This window comes from Actinotalea lenta (assembly GCF_030586465.1).
Lineage (GTDB): Bacteria > Actinomycetota > Actinomycetes > Actinomycetales > Cellulomonadaceae > Actinotalea > Actinotalea lenta.
The window spans coordinates 1130592-1149140 of record NZ_JAUQYP010000001.1; the positions used below are offsets into that span (position 1 = coordinate 1130592).

The 18549-nt window shown below is 71.7% G+C and carries 15 protein-coding genes; 11 read left to right on the forward strand and 4 right to left on the reverse strand.

Going from position 1 to position 18549, the window contains the following annotated elements; genetic code table 11:
- Positions 1-8: 8 nt before the first annotated feature.
- Together Q6348_RS05290 and Q6348_RS05295 are read left to right on the forward strand one after the other, a co-directional pair.
- A complete protein-coding gene (locus tag Q6348_RS05290; RefSeq protein WP_304600255.1) occupies positions 9-1595 on the forward strand; it encodes an alpha-N-arabinofuranosidase in 1587 nt (528 codons plus the stop codon).
- Complete coding sequence (locus Q6348_RS05295; protein WP_350339641.1) at positions 1577-3127, forward strand: GH39 family glycosyl hydrolase; 1551 nt, start codon at positions 1577-1579, stop codon at positions 3125-3127. The genes Q6348_RS05290 and Q6348_RS05295 overlap by 19 nt, the downstream gene beginning before the upstream one ends.
- A gap of 189 nt (positions 3128-3316) precedes the next feature.
- Here the strand turns inward: Q6348_RS05295 and xylB are convergent, their stop codons facing one another.
- Positions 3317-4789: a xylulokinase gene (gene xylB / locus Q6348_RS05300; protein WP_304600256.1), complete on the reverse strand. Its 1473-nt coding sequence runs from the start codon at positions 4787-4789 to the stop codon at positions 3317-3319.
- Between the two features lie 115 nt (positions 4790-4904).
- On the reverse strand, positions 4905-6092 hold the full coding sequence (xylA, locus tag Q6348_RS05305; RefSeq protein WP_304600257.1) for a xylose isomerase: 1188 nt from the start codon (positions 6090-6092) through the stop codon (positions 4905-4907).
- Positions 6093-6163: 71 nt separating this feature from the next.
- Between xylA and Q6348_RS05310 the strand changes: the two genes are divergently transcribed.
- The 5 genes from Q6348_RS05310 (at position 6164) to Q6348_RS05330 (ending at position 12788) form a co-directional block, all read left to right on the forward strand.
- Complete coding sequence (locus Q6348_RS05310; protein WP_304600258.1) at positions 6164-7417, forward strand: ROK family protein; 1254 nt, start codon at positions 6164-6166, stop codon at positions 7415-7417.
- A gap of 179 nt (positions 7418-7596) precedes the next feature.
- Positions 7597-8742: a multiple monosaccharide ABC transporter substrate-binding protein gene (chvE, locus tag Q6348_RS05315; protein WP_304600259.1), complete on the forward strand. Its 1146-nt coding sequence runs from the start codon at positions 7597-7599 to the stop codon at positions 8740-8742.
- A 100-nt stretch (positions 8743-8842) separates the two neighbouring features.
- A complete protein-coding gene (gene mmsA, locus Q6348_RS05320; protein ID WP_304600260.1) occupies positions 8843-10438 on the forward strand; it encodes a multiple monosaccharide ABC transporter ATP-binding protein in 1596 nt (531 codons plus the stop codon).
- Positions 10435-11610 (forward strand): multiple monosaccharide ABC transporter permease, encoded by a 1176-nt coding sequence (gene mmsB / locus Q6348_RS05325; RefSeq protein WP_304600261.1) that lies wholly within the window; start codon positions 10435-10437, stop codon positions 11608-11610. The genes mmsA and mmsB overlap by 4 nt, the downstream gene beginning before the upstream one ends.
- 110 nt (positions 11611-11720) lie before the next feature.
- The gene (locus tag Q6348_RS05330; RefSeq protein ID WP_304600262.1) at positions 11721-12788 is read left to right on the forward strand and encodes a lactonase family protein; all 1068 of its coding nucleotides are present in this window, start codon (positions 11721-11723) and stop codon (positions 12786-12788) included.
- 37 nt (positions 12789-12825) lie between these two features.
- Here the strand turns inward: Q6348_RS05330 and Q6348_RS05335 are convergent, their stop codons facing one another.
- Complete coding sequence (locus Q6348_RS05335; protein WP_304600263.1) at positions 12826-13563, reverse strand: GntR family transcriptional regulator; 738 nt, start codon at positions 13561-13563, stop codon at positions 12826-12828.
- Between the two features lie 130 nt (positions 13564-13693).
- Between Q6348_RS05335 and mshA the strand changes: the two genes are divergently transcribed.
- Complete coding sequence (mshA, locus tag Q6348_RS05340) at positions 13694-14992, forward strand: D-inositol-3-phosphate glycosyltransferase (RefSeq protein WP_304600264.1); 1299 nt, start codon at positions 13694-13696, stop codon at positions 14990-14992.
- Between the two features lie 14 nt (positions 14993-15006).
- Positions 15007-15747 carry a phosphoglyceromutase gene (locus Q6348_RS05345; protein WP_304600265.1) on the forward strand — a complete coding sequence of 247 codons (741 nt, stop codon included), beginning with the start codon at positions 15007-15009 and terminating at the stop codon, positions 15745-15747.
- Positions 15748-15825: 78 nt separating this feature from the next.
- Here the strand turns inward: Q6348_RS05345 and phoU are convergent, their stop codons facing one another.
- Complete coding sequence (gene phoU, locus Q6348_RS05350) at positions 15826-16482, reverse strand: phosphate signaling complex protein PhoU (RefSeq protein WP_304600266.1); 657 nt, start codon at positions 16480-16482, stop codon at positions 15826-15828.
- Between the two features lie 141 nt (positions 16483-16623).
- Between phoU and Q6348_RS05355 the strand changes: the two genes are divergently transcribed.
- Both Q6348_RS05355 and Q6348_RS05360 read left to right on the forward strand, forming a co-directional pair.
- The gene (locus Q6348_RS05355; RefSeq protein ID WP_350339642.1) at positions 16624-17817 is read left to right on the forward strand and encodes a sensor histidine kinase; all 1194 of its coding nucleotides are present in this window, start codon (positions 16624-16626) and stop codon (positions 17815-17817) included.
- A complete protein-coding gene (locus Q6348_RS05360; protein WP_304600268.1) occupies positions 17814-18497 on the forward strand; it encodes a response regulator transcription factor in 684 nt (227 codons plus the stop codon). The genes Q6348_RS05355 and Q6348_RS05360 overlap by 4 nt, the downstream gene beginning before the upstream one ends.
- Positions 18498-18549 lie beyond the last annotated feature (52 nt).

Below are 18549 nucleotides of genomic sequence, written 5' to 3' on the forward strand. Positions count from 1 at the left end.
CCTCCGCCGTGCCAGACCTCACCGCCACCGTCGTCGTGGATGCCGACATCCCCGGCCCTGCGATCAGCCGTCACCTGTACGGGCAGTTCGCCGAGCACCTGGGACGGTGCGTGTACGGCGGGTTCTGGGTGGGCGAGGACTCGCCGATCCCCAACGTCGGTGGCATCCGGTCGGACGTGGTCGAGGCGCTGCGCGAGCTGGACATCCCGAACCTGCGGTGGCCCGGGGGCTGCTTCGCCGACGAGTACCACTGGCGTGACGGCATCGGGCCGCGCTCCGAGCGGCCCCGGATGGTCAACACCCACTGGGGCGACGTGGTCGAGGACAACGCGTTCGGCACGCACGAGTTCATGGCGCTGTGCGAGCTCCTCGGCGCCGAGCCGTACATCTCGGGCAACGTCGGGTCCGGCACGGTGCGCGAGATGGCCGACTGGGTCGAGTACCTCACCCGCCCGGGGACCGCGCCGATGGCCGACCTGCGGCGCGCGAACGGTCGCGACGAGCCCTGGCGTCTCCGGTTCTGGGGCCTGGGTAACGAGCCGTGGGGCTGTGGCGGGCGGATGAGCGCCCAGGCCTACGCCGACCTCGCACGCCAGTACGGCACCTACAGCCGCGACCACGGCGACAACGTCCTGTACCGGATCGCCGCGGGCGCCTCGGACTGGGACGTGGAGTGGACCGAGGCGCTCATGAAGGCGGTTGCCGATCTGGACCGCGGGCCGTTCCCGGCGCTGCCGTTCCAGGCCGCCTCGGTGCACTACTACACGATCGGCGGCACCTGGACGGCCAAGGGCAGCGCCACCGAGTTCGGTGCCGACGACTACTGGCGCACGATCGTGGCCGCCCGGGACGTCGAGCCGCTGCTCCGCCGGCACATCGCCGTGATGGACCGCTACGACCCGCAGCGCCGCGTCGGGCTCGTCCTGGACGAGTGGGGCACCTGGTGGGACGTCGAGCCGGGCACCAACCCGGGCTTCCTGTACCAGCAGAACACCATGCGCGACGCGATGGTGGCGGCACTGCACCTGGACGTGTTCCACCGGCTCGCGGACCGGCTCGTGATGGCGAACATCGCGCAGACCGTCAACGTGCTCCAGGCGATGATCCTCACGGACGAGGAGACTGGCGCGCTGGTGCGCACGCCCACCTACCACGTGTTCGAGATGAACAAGGTGCACCAGGACGCGACCGCCGTGCCGACGTACGTCAAGGCGCCGGACCTGGTGCGCGAGGTCGGGGACCGGCAGGTCCCGACCCTGTCGGCCTCGGCAAGCGTCCGGGACGGACGGTGCCACGTGTCGCTCACCAACACCGACCTCGAGCAGGCGGTCGAGGTCACGCTCGACCTGCGCGGCGCGGACGTGTCCGCGGTGCGCGGCAGGCTGCTCAGCGCGCCGGGGGTCGCCGCGGCCAACACTCCCGCCGAGCCGGACGCAGTGGCCCCGCGCGAGGTCGCGCTGGGTGCCGGGCCGGGTGGTGTCACCGTGGTGCTGCCCCCGCACTCGTTCGCCGTCCTGGAGGTCGACGTCCCCGGGCTCACCCTGCCGTCCGTGCCAGCCGTCGAGGAGCGCCGCCCGTGCCCGACCTGCCCGTGATCGTCCCCGCCACCCCGATCGGTCCGATGCCCGACGCGTGGCGGCAGTGCGTGGGCACCGGCCGGATGAACCTCGCCCTGCGCGCGGACTACCAGGAATCCCTGGCTCGCGTGCAGCGGGAGATCGGCTTCGCGCACATCCGCGGGCACGGCCTGCTCAGCGACGACATGGGCGTGCTGCGCGAGTCGAGCGTGGCCGGCCGGACCCACCGTCGGCACTCGTTCACGTACGTCGACCAGGTGCACGACCGCTTCCTCGAGCTCGGGCTGCGGCCGTTCGTCGAGCTCGGCTTCATGCCGTCCGCGCTGGCGTCGGGCCACGACTCGGTGTTCTGGTGGCGTGGCAACATCACCCCGCCGTCCTCGATGGCCGAGTGGGTCGAGCTGGTCCAGACCCTGGTACGCCACCTGGTCGACCGGTACGGGCCGGCCGAGGTCCGTCGCTGGCCGATCGAGGTGTGGAACGAGCCCAACCTCGACGTCTTCTGGAAGGGCGCCGACCAGGCCGCGTACTTCGACCTGTACGCCGCTACCGCGCGCGCGATCAAGGACGTCGACGCCGACCTCCAGGTCGGCGGCCCCGGCCTGGCTCCCGGACCCACCTGCGAGGCGTGGTGGCCGCCGTTCGCGGACTTCGTCGAGCGGCACGACGTGCCCATCGACTTCGTGAGCCGGCACGCGTACTCCGCGCTCGACCCGGAGCACGTCCCGTTCGGCACCTACCAGGGCCTGCGCCCACCGCAGGACCTGCTCGACCAGTTCGCCGAGCCCCACGAGCACCTCGCGGGCACGCGGCTGGCCGGGCTGCCGGTGCACATCACGGAGTTCAACACCTCCTACCGGCCCGACAACCCGGTGCACGACACCGCGTACAACGCCGCGTACCTCGCGCCCGTGCTGGCCGGGGGAGGGGACCTCGTCGACTCGTTCTCCTACTGGACGTTCAGCGACGTGTTCGAGGAGTCCGACGTCCCGACGTCGTTCTTCCACGGCGGCTTCGGCATGCTCACCCATCGTCAGGTCGCCAAGCCGACGTTCCACCTCTTCGCGTTCATGGCCCGGATGGGCGCACACGTGCTCGACCGCGGCGCCGACCACCTGGTCTGCGCCGACGACGACGGTCGGGTCACGGTGCTGGCCTGGCAGCCGGTGGGCGGAACCGACGAGCCGGCCGCTGAGCGGCACGAGGTCGCGCTGTCGCTGCCGATCTCCCGGCACGGTGTGGCCGCAGAGGACGGCACCGGGGTGTTCGTGCTCCGGGAGCGCGTCGGCGAGGTGGACGGCAACGCGTTCGCGGCGTGGCGCGAGCTCGGCCGGCCGATGTCGCCGACCGCGCGAGAGCTCGACGTGCTGCGGGCCTGCGAGCGTCCTGCGGTGGAGCACTCCCGCCTGACGGCCGCCGGTGGGCGCGTCGAGCTCCGGCTGCCGCTCAGCCGCCACGAGGTCACGTTCGTCGAGCTGACCGCGGTGGTGGACACCCACCACGAGGGCCTGGACGACCGCCGCCTGGGCGCGGCCGTCGCCCGTCCCTGACCCCACCCGGTGCGTCACCACCCCGTGCGCGACCACCCCGTGCACGACCACGCCGTGCGCGACCACCCCTCGGTGATCAAGGAACTCATGTCCGCCGGGTGAGCACGAGTTCCTTGATCACCGGGAAGGGTGGGCCCCGGGGGGCTGTGCTGGGTGGGCCCCGGGGGGCTGTGCTGGGTGGGCCGGGGGTCAGGCGGGGCGGTCGGCCACCATGTCGCGGACCTGGGCGTACCGCGCGCGGACCTGCGGGGTCGGCTCGGCCGTGCGCAGCTCCTCGCCCGCCAGGACCCAGCCCGGCGCCGGTGCGGCCGGGTCGGACTCCCGGGCCAGGGCCCACGCTGCCTGCCGTGCAGCGCCGTCGGCGACGTATTCGCCGGCCTCCGGCACCAGGACGTCCAGCCCCAGGACCGCGGGCGCGATCGCGCGCACGGCCTCGGACCGGGCACCGCCGCCGATCAGCCGGACCCGCTCGACGGGGACACCCTGGTCCCGCAGTGCGTCCAGCCCGTCGGCGAGGGCGCAGAGCATGCCCTCGACGAAGGCCCTCGCGAGGTGTGCCGGGTCGGTGTTGGCCAGCTGGATGCCGTGCAGCGCGCCGGTGGCATCCGGCTTGTTCGGGGTGCGCTCGCCCTCGAGATAGGGGACGAGCACCAGACCGTCGGCACCGGCGGGGGCGGACAGCGCCAGCGCGGACAGGGCGGCGTGGTCCACGCCCAGCAGGCGGCACGCCGCGTCCAGCACGCGTGACGCGTTGAGCGTGCAGGCGAGCGGCAGGTAGGCCCCGGTCGCGTCGGCGAAGCCGGTCACCAGGCCTGAGGCGTCCGCGGTGGCGTGCGGACTGATCGCCGAGACCACCCCCGACGTGCCGATGGACACCGTGACGTCGCCGGGCACCATGCCCAGACCCAGTGCCGCGGCGGCGTTGTCCCCGGCGCCGGGGGAGAGCAGCAGGTCCCCGGCGGCGTTGCCCGGCCGCGCGACCCGCTGGGCGACCTCGGCCGCACCGACGACGCGCGGCAGGACGACCTCGTGACCGAGCGCCCGCTCGACGAGCTCGGGCAGGTACTCGCCGGTCGCTGCCGACCAGTACCCGGTCCCGGAGGCGTCCGAGCGGTCGGTGGTCAGCGCCGACAGGTCGGGGACACCGCCCTCGGCGGCCGGGCCGTAGCCGGCCAGCCGCCAGGTCAGCCAGTCGTGCGGCAGCGCTACGGCGGCGACCCTCGCGGCGAGCTCGGGCTCGTGGTCCCGCAACCAGCGCAGCTTGGTCACGGTGAACGACGCGACGGGTACGGAGCCGATCGCGTCCGCCCAGGCCTTGGCGCCTGCGGCGGGGTCCCCGTCCCCGAGCTCGGCGATCAGGTCGACGGCGGCCTGCGCCGAGCGGGTGTCGTTCCACAGCAGGGCGTCGCGCACCACGCTGCCGTCGGCGTCCAGGGCGACCATGCCGTGCTGCTGGCCGCCGACGCCCACCGCGGAGACGTCGTCCAGCCCGCCGGCCTCGGCCAGGGCGGTGGCCAGCGCATCCCACCAGAACCGGGGGGCGACCTCGGTACCGTCGGGGTGGGTGGCACGGCCGGTGCGGACCAGCTCCCCGGTCGCTGCGTCCCGGATCACGACCTTGCAGGACTGGGTGGACGAGTCCACCCCGGCGACGAGAGTCATCGCTCCTCCTCGGGCATCGCGCCGGGGTGGATGCGCCGGCGCATGGGTGGGTCTTGCGGGTATGGAACAGCCCGCCGGGCGATGGGATCAGCCACCGCCCGGCGGGCCGGGGTGGTCAGCGGGCGCCGAGGGCGTGCTCGAGGGCCAGCTGGTTGAGGCGGACGAAGCCGTAGTTGCGCTCGGCGACTGCGTCGACGTCGAGGTCCTCGTAGGCGGACCGGTCGGCCAGCAGGTCGGCGAAGGTCTCGCCCTCGGACATCGTCGGGATGGCGAGGTCGAACACGCCGGCCTCCTCCATGGCGGCCTTGACCTCGGGGTCCTCGCGGAACGCCTTGGCGCGCTCGGCGAGCAGGATGTAGGTCGCCATGTTGGCTGCGGCGGAGTCCCACACGCCCTGCAGGTGCTCGGTGCGCGACGGCTTGTAGTCGAAGTGCCGCGGGCCGTCGTAGGTGGGGCCGCCGCTCGGGAAGCCGTTCTCGAGCAGGTCGACGGTGGCGAACGCGGAGAACAGGTCGCCGTGACCGAACACCAGGTCCTGGTCGTACTTGATGGACTTCTGGCCGTTGAGGTCGATGTGGAAGAGCTTCTCGGCCCACAGCGCCTCGGCGATGCCGGTCGTGTAGTTCAGGCCGGCCATCTGCTCGTGCCCGACCTCGGGGTTCAGGCCGACGATGTCGGCGTTGTCGAGCCGGTCGATCAGCGCCAGGGCATGCCCGATGGTCGGCAGCAGGATGTCGCCGCGGGGCTCGTTCGGCTTGGGCTCCAGGGCGATCTTGAGGTCGTAGCCCTGCTCCTTGATGTAGCCGGCGACCGCGTCGATGCCCTCGGCGTAGCGGTCGTGGGCGGCCTTGAGGTCCTTGGCGCTGTCGTACTCGGCGCCCTCGCGGCCGCCCCACATGACGAAGGTCTTGGCGCCCAGCCGGCCGGCCAGGTCGACGTTGCGCAGCACCTTGCGCAGACCGTAGCGACGCACCCGGCGGTCGTTGGACGTGAACGCGCCGTCCTTGAAGATCGGGTGGGTGAAGGTGTTGGTGGTCACCATCTCCACCTCGATGCCGGTCTCCGTCAGAGCGGCCTGGAAGCGCTCCAGGATGCGCTCGCGGTCGGCGTCGTTCGACCCGAACGGGACGACGTCGTCGTCGTGGAAGGTGACGTAGGACGCGCCGAGCTCGGCGAGCTTGTGGACGGACTCGACCGGGTCCAGGTCGGGACGGGTGGCGTCGCCGAACTGGTCCCGGGCGGGCCACCCGACGGTCCAGAGGCCGAAGGAGAACTTGTCCTCGGGGGTAGGGGTGCGCACCATGGCGGGCTCCTCGCTGAGCAGGATTTGTTGTGTGAATGAACTTATCGACCGCGGTGCGGTATGGTCAAGCGGTGGCCGTCGATCCGACCCCGGCGCCGCTGGCAGCGGCAGCGCGCGATCGACTGCGCATCCCCGCCCGCGCCGCGCGGCAGCAGAGCCTGCGGTCGCACAACCTCGGTCTGGTGTTCCGCGAGGTCCTCGAGGCCCCGTCACCGGTCTCGCGCGCCGATGTGGCAGCGCTGACCGGGCTCACCCGGGCCACGGTCTCGGCTCTGGTCGAGCAGCTCGTGGCGGCGCGTCTGGTGGGCGAGCTGACCCCTGTCGCGGGCCAGCGTGCCGGACGCCCAGCCGTGCCGCTGGTGCCGGCGCGCGGGACGGTGGCCGCGGTCGGCATGGAGGTCAACGTCGACTACCTCGGCGTGTGCGCCGTGGACATGGCGGGGGAGACCCTGGTCGAGCACATCGTGCGCGACGACTTCCGGCACTCCGATCCCGAGCCGGTCCTGGACCGGCTCGCCGGGCTCGCCGCCGGGGTCGTCGACGAGCTCCAGGCGCGCGGCGTTGCGATCGTCGGGACGGCACTGGCGATCCCCGGACTGGTGGACAGCGTCACGGGACCGCTCCGTCTGGCGCCGAACCTCGGGTGGCGCGACCTCGACGTGCTCGCAGTGGTCGCCCGCCACCCCGTGCTCGCAGCGGTACCGCCGCGACTGGGCAACGACGCGAAGCTCGCGGCGATCGCGGAGTCGCGGGCACGACGCCGTACGGGCCCGAGCAGCTTCGTCTACGTGTCGGGGGAGGTCGGCATCGGTGGCGCGATCGTGCTGGACGGCGCGATCTTCCGCGGTGTGCACGGCTGGAGCGGCGAGATCGGTCACGTCGCGGTGGGCACCGACGGCCCGCCGGACGTCGGGGGGACGCTCGAGAGCTACGCCGGCCAGGACGCCCTGATGGACGCGGCAGGGCTGCCGCGCACGGCGCCCATCTCGGAGCTGTTGGCGGGCGGCCAGACGGCGGACCGCGCCATGGATGCCGCGGCGGGCGCCCTCGGGGTCGTGCTGTCGTCGGTGGTGAACATCGTCGATGTCGATCACGTCGTCCTCGGCGGGATCTACGCCGAGCTGGCCGACCGGCTGGGCCCGGCCGTCGAGGCACAGCTGCGTGACCGGGTGATCGCCGCGTCGTGGACGGAGGTGGCCGTGGAGGCCGCCATCGCGGGCCGTTACCCGGCGATGACGGGGGGAGCGCTGTCGGTGCTCGAGGCGATCGCCGAGGACCCAGCGGAGTGGATCGGGTCCGAGGAGGACACCGCTCTCGCGCAGTGATCGCGAGCCTCCACCTCCTTGCGTTCAACTTGTGATCGAATCGTGACCCACTTCCCCCCGGAAGGACCTTGTGCACGATGTCGACGTTGATATGTTCAGTGAACCAACAAACATCCCCTCGCGGGGTGACCACGTGCGCCGCAGCGGTTGCGGTGCACACCTACCGGAAGGTGACAAAGATGTCGTGGAAGTGGAAGAGGGCGGCTGCGGGTCTCGCGGCTGCCTCCCTCCTGATGACCGGCCTGGCTGCATGCTCCTCGTCGCGCACCGACGAGGGCGGCGCAGCGAGCAGCAGCGCCGCGGCCTCGGGTGACGCGACGAACCTCGCCGTGGGCATCGCGATGCCCACCCGTAGCCTCGAGCGCTGGAACAAGGACGGCGCGAACCTCGAGAAGCTCCTCAAGGACAAGGGCTACACCACCAACCTGCAGTACGCCGACAACAAGGTTGACCAGCAGATCTCGCAGATCCAGAACATGATCAACGAGGGTGACAACATCCTCGTGATCGCGTCGATCGACGGCACCGCGCTCGCGCCGATCCTGCAGACCGCTGCGGACCAGGGCATCAAGGTCATCGCGTACGACCGCCTGATCAACGGCACCCCGAACGTCGACTACTACGCGACCTTCGACAACTACATGGTCGGCCAGATGCAGGGGAAGTTCATCGAGGACGCCCTGGACCTGAAGAACCAGGCCGGCCCGTTCAACATCGAGCCCTTCGCCGGCTCGCCCGACGACAACAACGCGAAGTTCTTCTTCGCCGGTGCGTGGGACGTCCTGCTCCCGTACGTCCAGAAGGGCGTGCTGAAGGTCCCGTCCGGCAAGTCGCCGGCCAGTGACGACGAGTGGCAGTCCATCGGTATCCCCGGATGGGCCTCCGACTCCGCGCAGAACGAGATGACCACCCGGCTGAACTCCTTCTACGCCGGTGGCACCAAGCTCGACGCCGTGCTGTCCCCGAACGACTCCCTCGCGCTGGGCATCGCCCAGGCCCTCGAGGGTGCCGGCTACAAGCCGGGCCCGGACTACCCGGTGCTGACCGGCCAGGACGGCGACAAGGCGAACGTGCTGAACATCCTCGCCGGCAAGCAGTCGATGACGGTCTGGAAGGACACCCGTGAGCTCGCCAAGCGGGTCGCCACCATGGTCGACGAGATCGCGACCGGCGCCGACGTCGAGGTGAACGACACCTCGACCTACAACAACGGGATCAAGGTCGTCCCGACCTACCTGATCTCGCCGGTCGTCGTGACCAAGGACAACGTGCAGGACACGCTGGTCGCGTCCGGCTTCTACTCCGCGAGCGACCTCGGTCTCTGACGGGTAGCGCGCGTCCGTCCTGCCCGGTGGCACCCGCCACCGGGCAGGATGGTGCGGCGCCGCGAACCATCCCCCGAGTCCCGCGACCGAGGAGAAGCACATGTCGTACACGACGACGCCCTACAGCGCGCAGCCGAGCGCACCGCACGCTGAGACGATCCTTGAGATGCGCTCGATCACCAAGACGTTCCCCGGCGTCATCGCGCTGCAGGACGTGAACCTCGCGGTCCGCAAGGGTGAGATCCACGCGATCTGCGGGGAGAACGGCGCCGGGAAGTCGACGCTGATGAAGGTGCTGTCCGGGGTCTACCCGCACGGCACCTACGACGGCTCGATCGTGTTCGAGGGCAGCCCGGTGCAGTTCCGCAACATCCGGGACTCCGAGCACCACGGCATCGTGATCATCCACCAGGAGCTCGCCCTGAGCCCGTACCTGTCGATCGCGGAGAACCTCTTCCTCGGCAACGAGCGGTCCAGCCGGGGTGTGATCGACTGGAACAAGACCAACGCCGAGGCGACCAAGCTGCTCGCCCAGGTGGGCCTGAAGGACAGCCCCGAGACCCGGATCTACGACATCGGCGTCGGCAAGCAGCAGCTGGTCGAGATCGCCAAGGCGCTGAGCAAGGACGTCAAGCTGCTCATCCTCGACGAGCCGACCGCCGCGCTGAACGACGAGGACAGCGCCCACCTGCTCGGCCTCATCGAGACGCTGCGCCAGCGTGGCATCACGTCGATCATCATCAGCCACAAGCTCGCCGAGATCATCCGGATCGCCGACCGGACGACCGTCATCCGCGACGGGCGGACGATCAAGACCCTGGACATGAAGGCCGACGCGGTGACCGAGGAGGTCCTCATCCGGTCCATGGTCGGCCGCGAGATGGGCAGCCGTTTCCCCACCCGCACGCCGAACATCGGCAGCGAGGTGCTGCGGGTCGAGGACTGGACCGTCCACCACCCGATCCAGCAGGACCGCAAGGTCGTCGACAACGCGTCGATCACCGTGCGACGGGGCGAGGTCGTGGGCCTGGCCGGCCTGATGGGCGCCGGGCGCACCGAGTTCGCGATGAGCGTCTTCGGCCGTGCCTACGGCACCAGGATCACGGGTCGTGTGATCAAGGACGGCAAGGACGTCACGCCGCACTCGGTCGGCGCCGCGATCGACGTGGGCATCGCGTACGCGACCGAGGACCGCAAGCGCTACGGGCTCAACCTGCTCACCGACATCAAGCGGAACATCGCCTCGGCGTCGCTCAAGAAGGTCTCCAAGTACGGCGTCGTCGACGGTGGTGCCGAGGCCAAGGTGGCCGAGCGGTACCGCACCGAGATGAACATCAAGGCGCCCAACGTGGACGTCGTCACCGGCAACCTGTCCGGCGGCAACCAGCAGAAGGTCGTCCTGAGCAAGTGGATCTACACCGACGCGGACGTGCTCATCCTCGACGAGCCGACGCGAGGCATCGACGTCGGTGCGAAGTACGAGATCTACACGATCATCAACGACCTGGCCAGCGCGGGTAAGGCCATCATCATGATCTCCTCGGAGCTTCCCGAGCTGCTGGGGATGTGCGACCGGATCTACGCGATCAGCGAGGGCCGGGTGACCGGCGAGGTGCTTCGCGAGGACGCGAACGAGGAGACGCTCATGCGTTACATGACCATGGAGAACGACACGGACCAGGAGGTGGCCCGGTGAGCGCGGTGAAGCAGATGCTGGGCGGCAACATCCGTCAGTACGGCATCGTCGGCGCGCTGTTCGCCATCGTGCTGATCTTCCAGTTCCTCACGGACGGCAAGCTGCTGCTGCCGAACAACGTGGCGAGCCTGATCCAGCAGAACGCCTACGTGATGATCCTCGCGGCGGGCATGGTGATCGTCATCATCGCCGGGCACATCGACCTGTCGGTCGGCTCGATCGTCGGGTTCATCGGCGGCGTGGTGGCGATCATGATGCAGCACTGGGGCTGGCCGTGGTGGCTCGCGATCCTCGCGGGGCTCGCGCTGGGTGCCGTGGTCGGCACCTGGCAGGGCTTCTGGGTCGCCTACGTCGGGGTCCCGGCGTTCATCGTGACCCTGGCAGGATGGCTCGCCTTCCGCGGCCTGGCGATCCTGCTGGTCGGGGTCACTGTGTCGATCGGCACGCAGCCGCAGTTCGTGGCGATCTCGAACGGCTCGATCGCCAACTTCCTCGGCTACATCGACAACCGGGACGTCGTGACCCTGGTGATCGGTGCCCTCGTCATCGCCCTGATGGTGTTCAGCCAGCTGCGTTCGCGCCGGATCATGCAGAGCCACGGCCTCGCCGTGGAGCCCGCCGTCGCGGTGTGGGCCCGCCTGGCGGTGCTCACCGTCCTCGTGGCGTTCTTCGCCTGGACCCTGGCGGGCAGCCGCGGCGGCACCCCGATCGTGCTCATCATCGTGGGCATCGTGATCGTCACCTACTCGTTCGTCACACGCCGCACGGTCTTCGGCCGCAACGTGTACGCGATGGGCGGCAACCTGCAGGGCGCGATGCTGTCCGGCGTCGACACCAAGAAGATGAACTTCTTCATCTTCGTCAACATCGGCTTCCTCGCCTCGATCGCCGCGGTCGTCACGACCTCGAAGGCCGGTGCCGCGGTCGGCAGCGCCGGCAACCTGTACGAGCTCGACGCGATCGCCGCGTGCTTCATCGGTGGCACCTCGGTGTCCGGCGGCATCGGCCGGATCTCCGGTGTGATGGTCGGTGCGCTCATCATGGGCGTGCTGAACATCGGCCTGTCGATCCTGCAGGTCGACCCGGCCTGGCAGCAGGTCCTCAAGGGCCTCGTGCTGCTGCTGGCCGTCGCGTTCGACCTGAACGCGAAGCGGCGCGCCGGCACCCGCTGAACCGCGGGCGCTCGTGCCACGAGCGTCGACGGCCCCGGGCACCCTCACGGTGTCCGGGGCCGTTCTCGTCCGAGGTGCCCCCGGCCGCCCGGGTGTGGTCAGATCGCTGCGTGCCAGCTGCGACCGGACCCCAGCCCGATGACCGCCCCGCCCCCGCGCTGCGCGCCTGGGTCGGGACCTACCCCGCGGTGGGCGCGGGCTCGGCCGTGGACACCGGTGAAGGCATCTGGGCGGTCACCGAGGACTCGGCGGGCCGGTTCGATGCCCGCCAGGTCTCCCGCGGACCGGCGCCTTCGTTCCTGGCCCTGAGCCCCGACGGGTCGACCCTCCTCGCGGTCGGGGAGACCAGCCCCGGCATGGTCGTGCGCTACGCGGTGCAGCCGGGTGGCGGGCTGGTCGAGCGCGAACGCGTCACCTCCGGCGGCGCCGACCCGTGCCACCTCCTGGTGCATCCGTCGGGTCGGTCGGTGTACGTCTCCCAGTACGGCAGCGGGTCGCTCGCTGTCCTGCCGCTGGAGCCGGACGCGGACGAGTGGCGGTTCGCCGGTGGCATCGGGCAGGTCTTCGAGCACTCCGGGCGCGGTCCGCGCGAACGACAGGCCGGCCCGCACGTGCACTCGAGCGTGCTCCTGGGGGACTGGCTGCTCGCGCTGGACCTGGGGACCGACGAGCTTCGCCGGTACCGCGTCGCGCCGGACGGTGCGCTGACCGTCGAGGGCGTCGCGGGTCGGCTGCCGCACGGCGCCGGCCCCCGGCATGCCGCGGTCACCTCCGAGGGCCATCTCGCCGTGACCGCAGAGCTCGACGCACACCTGTACCTGCTGCGGTGGGACGCCGAGGCCGGCGTCGTCGAGCCGCTGGACCGCATCGCGCTCGGCGAGCCCGGCGCCGCGCTGCCGGCCCACGTGGTCGCCCACGGCGACCGGCTCGTGGTCGGCGTGCGCGGTCCGGACGAGGTGGTGACGGTCCGGGCGGCGGGCGGCCGGCTGGCCGAGGTCGGGCGCCGCGTCGTAGCGACGTGGCCGCGCCACCACGCCCTGCTGGGCGACAGGTTGCTCGTCGCGGGCGAGCGCGCGCACCGGGTCGACGTCCACCTCCAGGGGCGTGACGGCACGGACTCGGGCGAGGCTGTGCAGGCGCTCACCATCCCGTCACCCGCATGCGTGCTGGCGGTCTGAGCCATGGCGGACGGTGGAACGCGCCGTGCCGCCGAGGTCAGCCGACGAACAGCGTCGCGTCGAACGTGTAGCGCGACGCCCGGTACACGTGCCGGCCGAACTCCACGGGCGTGCCGGTCTCGTCGAACGCGGTGCCCTCGACCGTGAGCAGCGCCGCCCGGGCAGGTTCGCCGAGGAGGCGGGCCTCGGCGGCGGTCGCGCTGCGCGCCCCGATGCGCCGGTTGGCGACCCGCGGCATCACGCCGCGGGTCCGCAGACAGGCGTACAGCCCGTCCGACTCCAGCTCGACGCGGTCCGGTGCGATCGACACCGGCAGGAAGTTGCCGAGCACCGCCAGTGGCTCGCCGTCCGCGAGCCGTAGCCGGCGCGTGGCCACCACTGCCGCGCCTTCGGCGAGGTCGAGGGCCTCTGCGACCTCGGGTGATGCAGGAACGGTTCTGTGCTCCAGCACCGTGGTGGACGGGGACCGGCCCGCGCGGTTCAGGTCGTCGAACAGCGAGGTGAGGTCTGCCGGGCGGCGGATGGCGGCCGGTGCCACCCGAGTGCCGGCGCCGCGCCGCCGGACGAGTCGCCCCTTGTCGACCAGCTCGCGCAGGGCCTGGCGCGCGGTGGGTCGGGAGATGCCCAGGCGGGCGGCCAACGAGACCTCGTTCTCCAGAAGGGCCCCGGAGGGAAGCCGCCCGTCGTCGATCGCGGCCTGGATGGCCTGAGCGACCTGGTGGTAGAGCGGTACGGGGCTCGACCTGTCGAGCTCGACGCGCAACGGCTGCGGCACAGCTCCTCCAGGGGGGTACCCGGCGTCGAGGTGGGCGGCGTCACGCTAGCACTGTCCGCAGCGTGGCCCGTGCGGCGGCATCGCGCCCGACGCACCACAATGGTGCGGCGGTCGAGGAAGGGATGAGGGCATGGTCCGGCGGGTTGCGATGCTGTCGGTGCACACGTCGCCGCTCGACCAGCCCGGCACCGGTGACGCCGGCGGGATGAACGTCTACGTCGCGGGCCTCGCGACAGCCCTGGCCGCGCAGGGCACCTGCGTCGAGGTCTTCACGCGCGCCACCTCCCCGCGCCAGCCCGCGTGCGTCGAGCTCGCGGACGGGGTGCTCGTGCGGCACGTGCCCGCGGGACCGCTCCACGGCCTGGGCAAGGACGACCTGCCGGGCCAGCTCTGTGCGTTCACGGCCGGTGTGCTGCGGTGGGCGGCCGCTCGACGCCCCGGCTGGTTCGACGCCGTGCACGCGCACTACTGGTTGTCCGGACAGGTCGGCTGGCTGCTCGCCGAGCGCTGGGACGTGCCCCTCGTGCACACCATGCACACCATGGCGAAGGTGAAGAACGCTGCCCTCGGGCCGGACGACCGGCCTGAACCTGCGGGCCGCGTGATCGGGGAGGAGCAGGTGGTAGCGGCGGCCGACGCCCTGGTGGCCAGCACCGCGGAGGAGGCGACGGACCTGGTCGACCTGTACGACGCCGACCCCGACCGGGTGCACGTCGTGGCACCTGGCGTCGACCTCGAGGTCTTCCACCCCGGCACCGAGGCCACCGACGCGCGTGCGCTCGCCGCCGCCCAGGCCGCGGCCCGGGCGGAGCTCGGCGTGCCGCGGGGGGAGCAGGTCGTGCTGTTCGCCGGCCGGGTGCAGCCGCTCAAGGGCCCGGACGTCCTGGTCCGGATGCTCGCCGAGCTGCGGCGCGCCGGGCGGTGCGTCCCCGTGCTGTGGGTCATCGGCGGCCCGAGCGGGGACCCGGAGGCACTGCACCGGCTCGCCCGGTACGCGGCGGAGCTCGGCGTGGGCGACCGGGTCCGCTTCGGGCCGCCCGTGCCCCAGGAGCAGCTGGCCCGGTGGTTCCGCGCCGCGGACCTGGTGGCGATGCCCTCCAGGTCCGAGTCGTTCGGGCTGGTCGCGGCGGAGGCGCAGGCATGCGGCACGCCGGTGGTCGCCACGGGTGTCGGCGGCCTGCGGACCGCGGTCGCCGACGGGGTGGGCGGCGTGCTGGTGCGCGGGCACGACCCGCTGCTGTGGGCCGACGCCGTGGGTGGCCTGCTGGCCGACGCCCAGCGGCGTGCTGAGCTCGCAGCCGGGGCCCGCCGGCACGCTCTGCGGATGGGCTGGGACGCCGCCGCGGAGGCGATGGCGAAGGTCTACGCCCTGGCCGCCCAGTGCCGGGGCGCGGGGCCCGAGGTCCCGTCGGCCTCCGCGGCCCGATGAGGCAGGATGGTCCCATGACCTACACCCTGGTGCTCCTCCGCCACGGCGAGAGCGAGTGGAACGCGAAGAACCTGTTCACCGGCTGGGTGGACGTCCCCCTGTCCGCCAAGGGCGTCGAGGAGGCGACCCGTGGTGGGACGTTGCTGACCGACGCGGGTGTGCTGCCCGACGTGGTGCACACCTCGCTGCTGCGGCGCGCGATCACGACCGCCAACCTCGCGCTGGACACCGCGGACCGGCACTGGATCCCGGTCAAGCGCAGCTGGCGGCTCAACGAGCGGCACTACGGTGCGCTGCAGGGCAAGGACAAGAAGCAGACGCTCGAGGAGTTCGGCGAGGAGCAGTTCATGCTCTGGCGTCGTTCCTACGACGTGCCCCCGCCCGCGATCGAGGCAGGCGCCGAGTTCTCCCAGGACTCCGACCCGCGCTACGCCGGCGAGCCCATCCCGGCCTCGGAGTGCCTCAAGGACGTCCTCGAGCGCGCCCTGCCGTACTGGGAGTCGGACATCGTGCCGGACCTCAAGGCCGGCAAGACCGTGCTGGTCGCAGCGCACGGCAACTCGATCCGGGCGATCGTGAAGTACCTGGACGACATCAGTGACGCGGACATCGCCGGCTTGAACATCCCGACCGGTATCCCGCTGCTGTACGAGCTCGACGAGACCACGCTCAAGCCCGTCACGCGCGGCGGGACCTACCTGGACCCCGACGCCGCCGCCGAGGCGATCAAGGCGGTCGCGAACCAGGGTCGCTGACCGCGCACGGAGCCGAGAGGAGCGAGGGCCCGGGGCAGCCGATCGGCTGCCCCGGGCCCTCGTCCGTCCGTCTGAGGATCAGTGCGCGTGGTGCTCCTCGACCTCACCGGTGACGAGGTAGACCACACGGGAGGCCACCGAGACCCCGTGGTCGCCGAACCGCTCGAAGTACCGCGCGAGCAGCGTGACGTCGACGACGGCCTGCGCCGTCATCGCCGCCGACCCGCTGGTGGTCAGCGTGAACGTCTGGGCCAGGAGGTCGTCGAGGGTGTCGTCGTCGGACTCGATCTCGGCGGCCAGGTCGAGGTCCAGGTTCTCGATCACGGTGGTGACCTTGCGGGCCACGTCGACCGCAGCGTGGTGCATCGCCGTGAACGTGGGTTCCACCTCGGCGGGCAGCGCCGCTGCGGGGTATCGCAGCCGCGCGAGCTCGGCGACGTGCCGCGCGAGGTCGCCCATGCGCTCGAGCGACGCGCTCATCCGCAGGCCCGCGATGATGATGCGCAGGTCGCGCGCGACGGGCTGCTGCTGGGCGATGAGCTGCACGCAGCGCTCGTCCAGGTCGCGCTCCATCGCGTCGATGGTGTGGTCGTCGGCGATGACGCCCTCCGCGAGCGCCAGGTCCTTGGTGAGCAGCGCCGTGCCGGCCGAGGAGATGGCGGTCTCGACGAGGCGGCTCATCGCGACGAGGTCTTCGCCGAGCGCGGTGAGCTCGGCGGTGAAGATGTCCCGCATGTGTTCCCTTCCGGTCGTCGGGCCACGTTCGCAGCACAACGTGAACGGCGACTCACCGTCAGGTGAACATCCTGTCCCACCCGGGGATACGTTCGCCCTCGGGCGCGCCGGGCGCCACGGGCCCAACCGTACGCTGTGCGCGTGAGCATCGGACTGGAGCTGTTGGTCGCGGGCGTGCTCGGCGTCGTCGTCGGCGTGGTGGCCGCGTTCGCGTTCCGGTCCTCCGAGCGGGAGCAGCACGACGTCGTGCCTACGCCCGACCCGGAGCTGGAGGACGCGGCCGCCGCCGTCCTCGCCCTGCTGCGCTCGGCCACCGTCGTGGTGCGCACGGACCTGACCGTGGTCCGGGCCAGCAGCGGCGCGCACGCGTTCGGGCTGGTCGTCGGTAACCAGGTCGCCCCCGGGCCCGTGCGGGACCTCGTGGCGGCGGTGGTCGGCGACGGGGAGACCCGAGACGCCGAGGTCGACCTGCCTCGCGGCCGGTTCGGCCAGAGCACCCGCGTGCTCCAGGTGCGGGTCGCGGCGCTCGGCTCAGCGCTGGTGCTGGTGCTCGCGGACGACCACACCGAGGCGCGGCGGGTCGAGGAGGTCCGGCGGGACTTCGTGGTCAACGTGTCGCACGAGCTCAAGACGCCGATCGGGGCGATGTCCCTGCTCGCCGAGACCGTCGAGCAGGCGGCCGACGACCCGGAGGCGGTGCGCCGGTTCGCGGGCAAGATCCAGGTCGAGGCGGCCCGGTTGTCGGCGCTCGTCGCCGAGATCCTCGAGCTCTCCCGGCTCCAGGTGGCCGACTCCCTGGTCGAGCCGGCGGCGGTGCGCGTGGTGGACGTCGTCGCCGAGGCGGTGGACCGGGCCAGGACCGGGGCGACCGCGAAGGACATCGTGCTGGAGGCCGGCGAGGATCCCGGGGTCTCGGTGTGGGGCGACCGCGACCTGCTGGTGACGGCGCTGCGCAACCTGGTGGACAACGCGATCTCCTACTCCGACCCCGGGACGCAGGTGGGGGTCGGGGCCACGGTGCGCGACGGCGTGGTCGAGATCGCGGTGGTGGACCAGGGGATCGGGATCGACGCGCGGGACGTGCCGCGGCTCTTCGAACGGTTCTACCGGGTGGACCCGGCGCGCTCGCGCGACACGGGGGGTACGGGGCTCGGGCTGAGCATCGTCAAGCACGTGGTCGCCGACCACGGGGGCGAGGTCACGGTCTGGTCGGAGCCCGGCAAGGGCTCGACGTTCACCATCCGGCTACCGTTGCTGGGCGAGGACGCCGACACGGAGCCCACCGTGCCGCCGCGGCTGGTGCCGCACACCGCGGAAGGAGAACCCGGACGATGACGCGCATCCTCGTGGTCGAGGACGAGGAGTCCTACCGCGACCCGTTGGCCTACCTGCTGCGCAAGGAGGGCTTCGACGTCTCCCTGGCGGCGACCGGCCCTCAGGCGCTGGACGAGTTCGACCGGGGCGGGGCCGACCTCGTGCTGCTCGACCTGATGCTGCCGGGCATGAGCGGTACCGACGTGTGCCGCGCGCTGCGCGCCCACAGCTCGGTCCCGGTCATCATGCTGACCGCGAAGGACAGCGAGATCGACAAGGTCGTCGGCCTGGAGATCGGCGCGGACGACTACGTCACCAAGCCGTACTCGTCGCGCGAGCTGCTGGCCAGGATCCGCGCCGTGCTCCGCCGTCAGGCCGAGGCGCCCGCCACCGAGCGCGCCGCGATCGAGGTGGGCAACGTCACGTTGGACCCGGAGCGGCACACCGTGGAGGTCGACGGCGAGCCGACGGCGTTCCCCCTCAAGGAGTTCGAGCTCCTCGAGGTGCTGATGCGCAACGCGGGCCGCGTCCTGACCCGCGGACAGCTCATCGACCGGGTCTGGGGTTCGGACTACGTCGGCGACACCAAGACGCTCGACGTCCACGTCAAGCGGATCCGGGCCAAGATCGAGCCCGACCCGGCCAACCCCGTACGGTTGGTGACCGTCCGCGGCCTGGGGTACAAGGTCGTGGACGACTGAACCGTCGAGGGACGCCGCCCACGCGAGGCCGTCGGGCCTGCGTGTCGGCTCC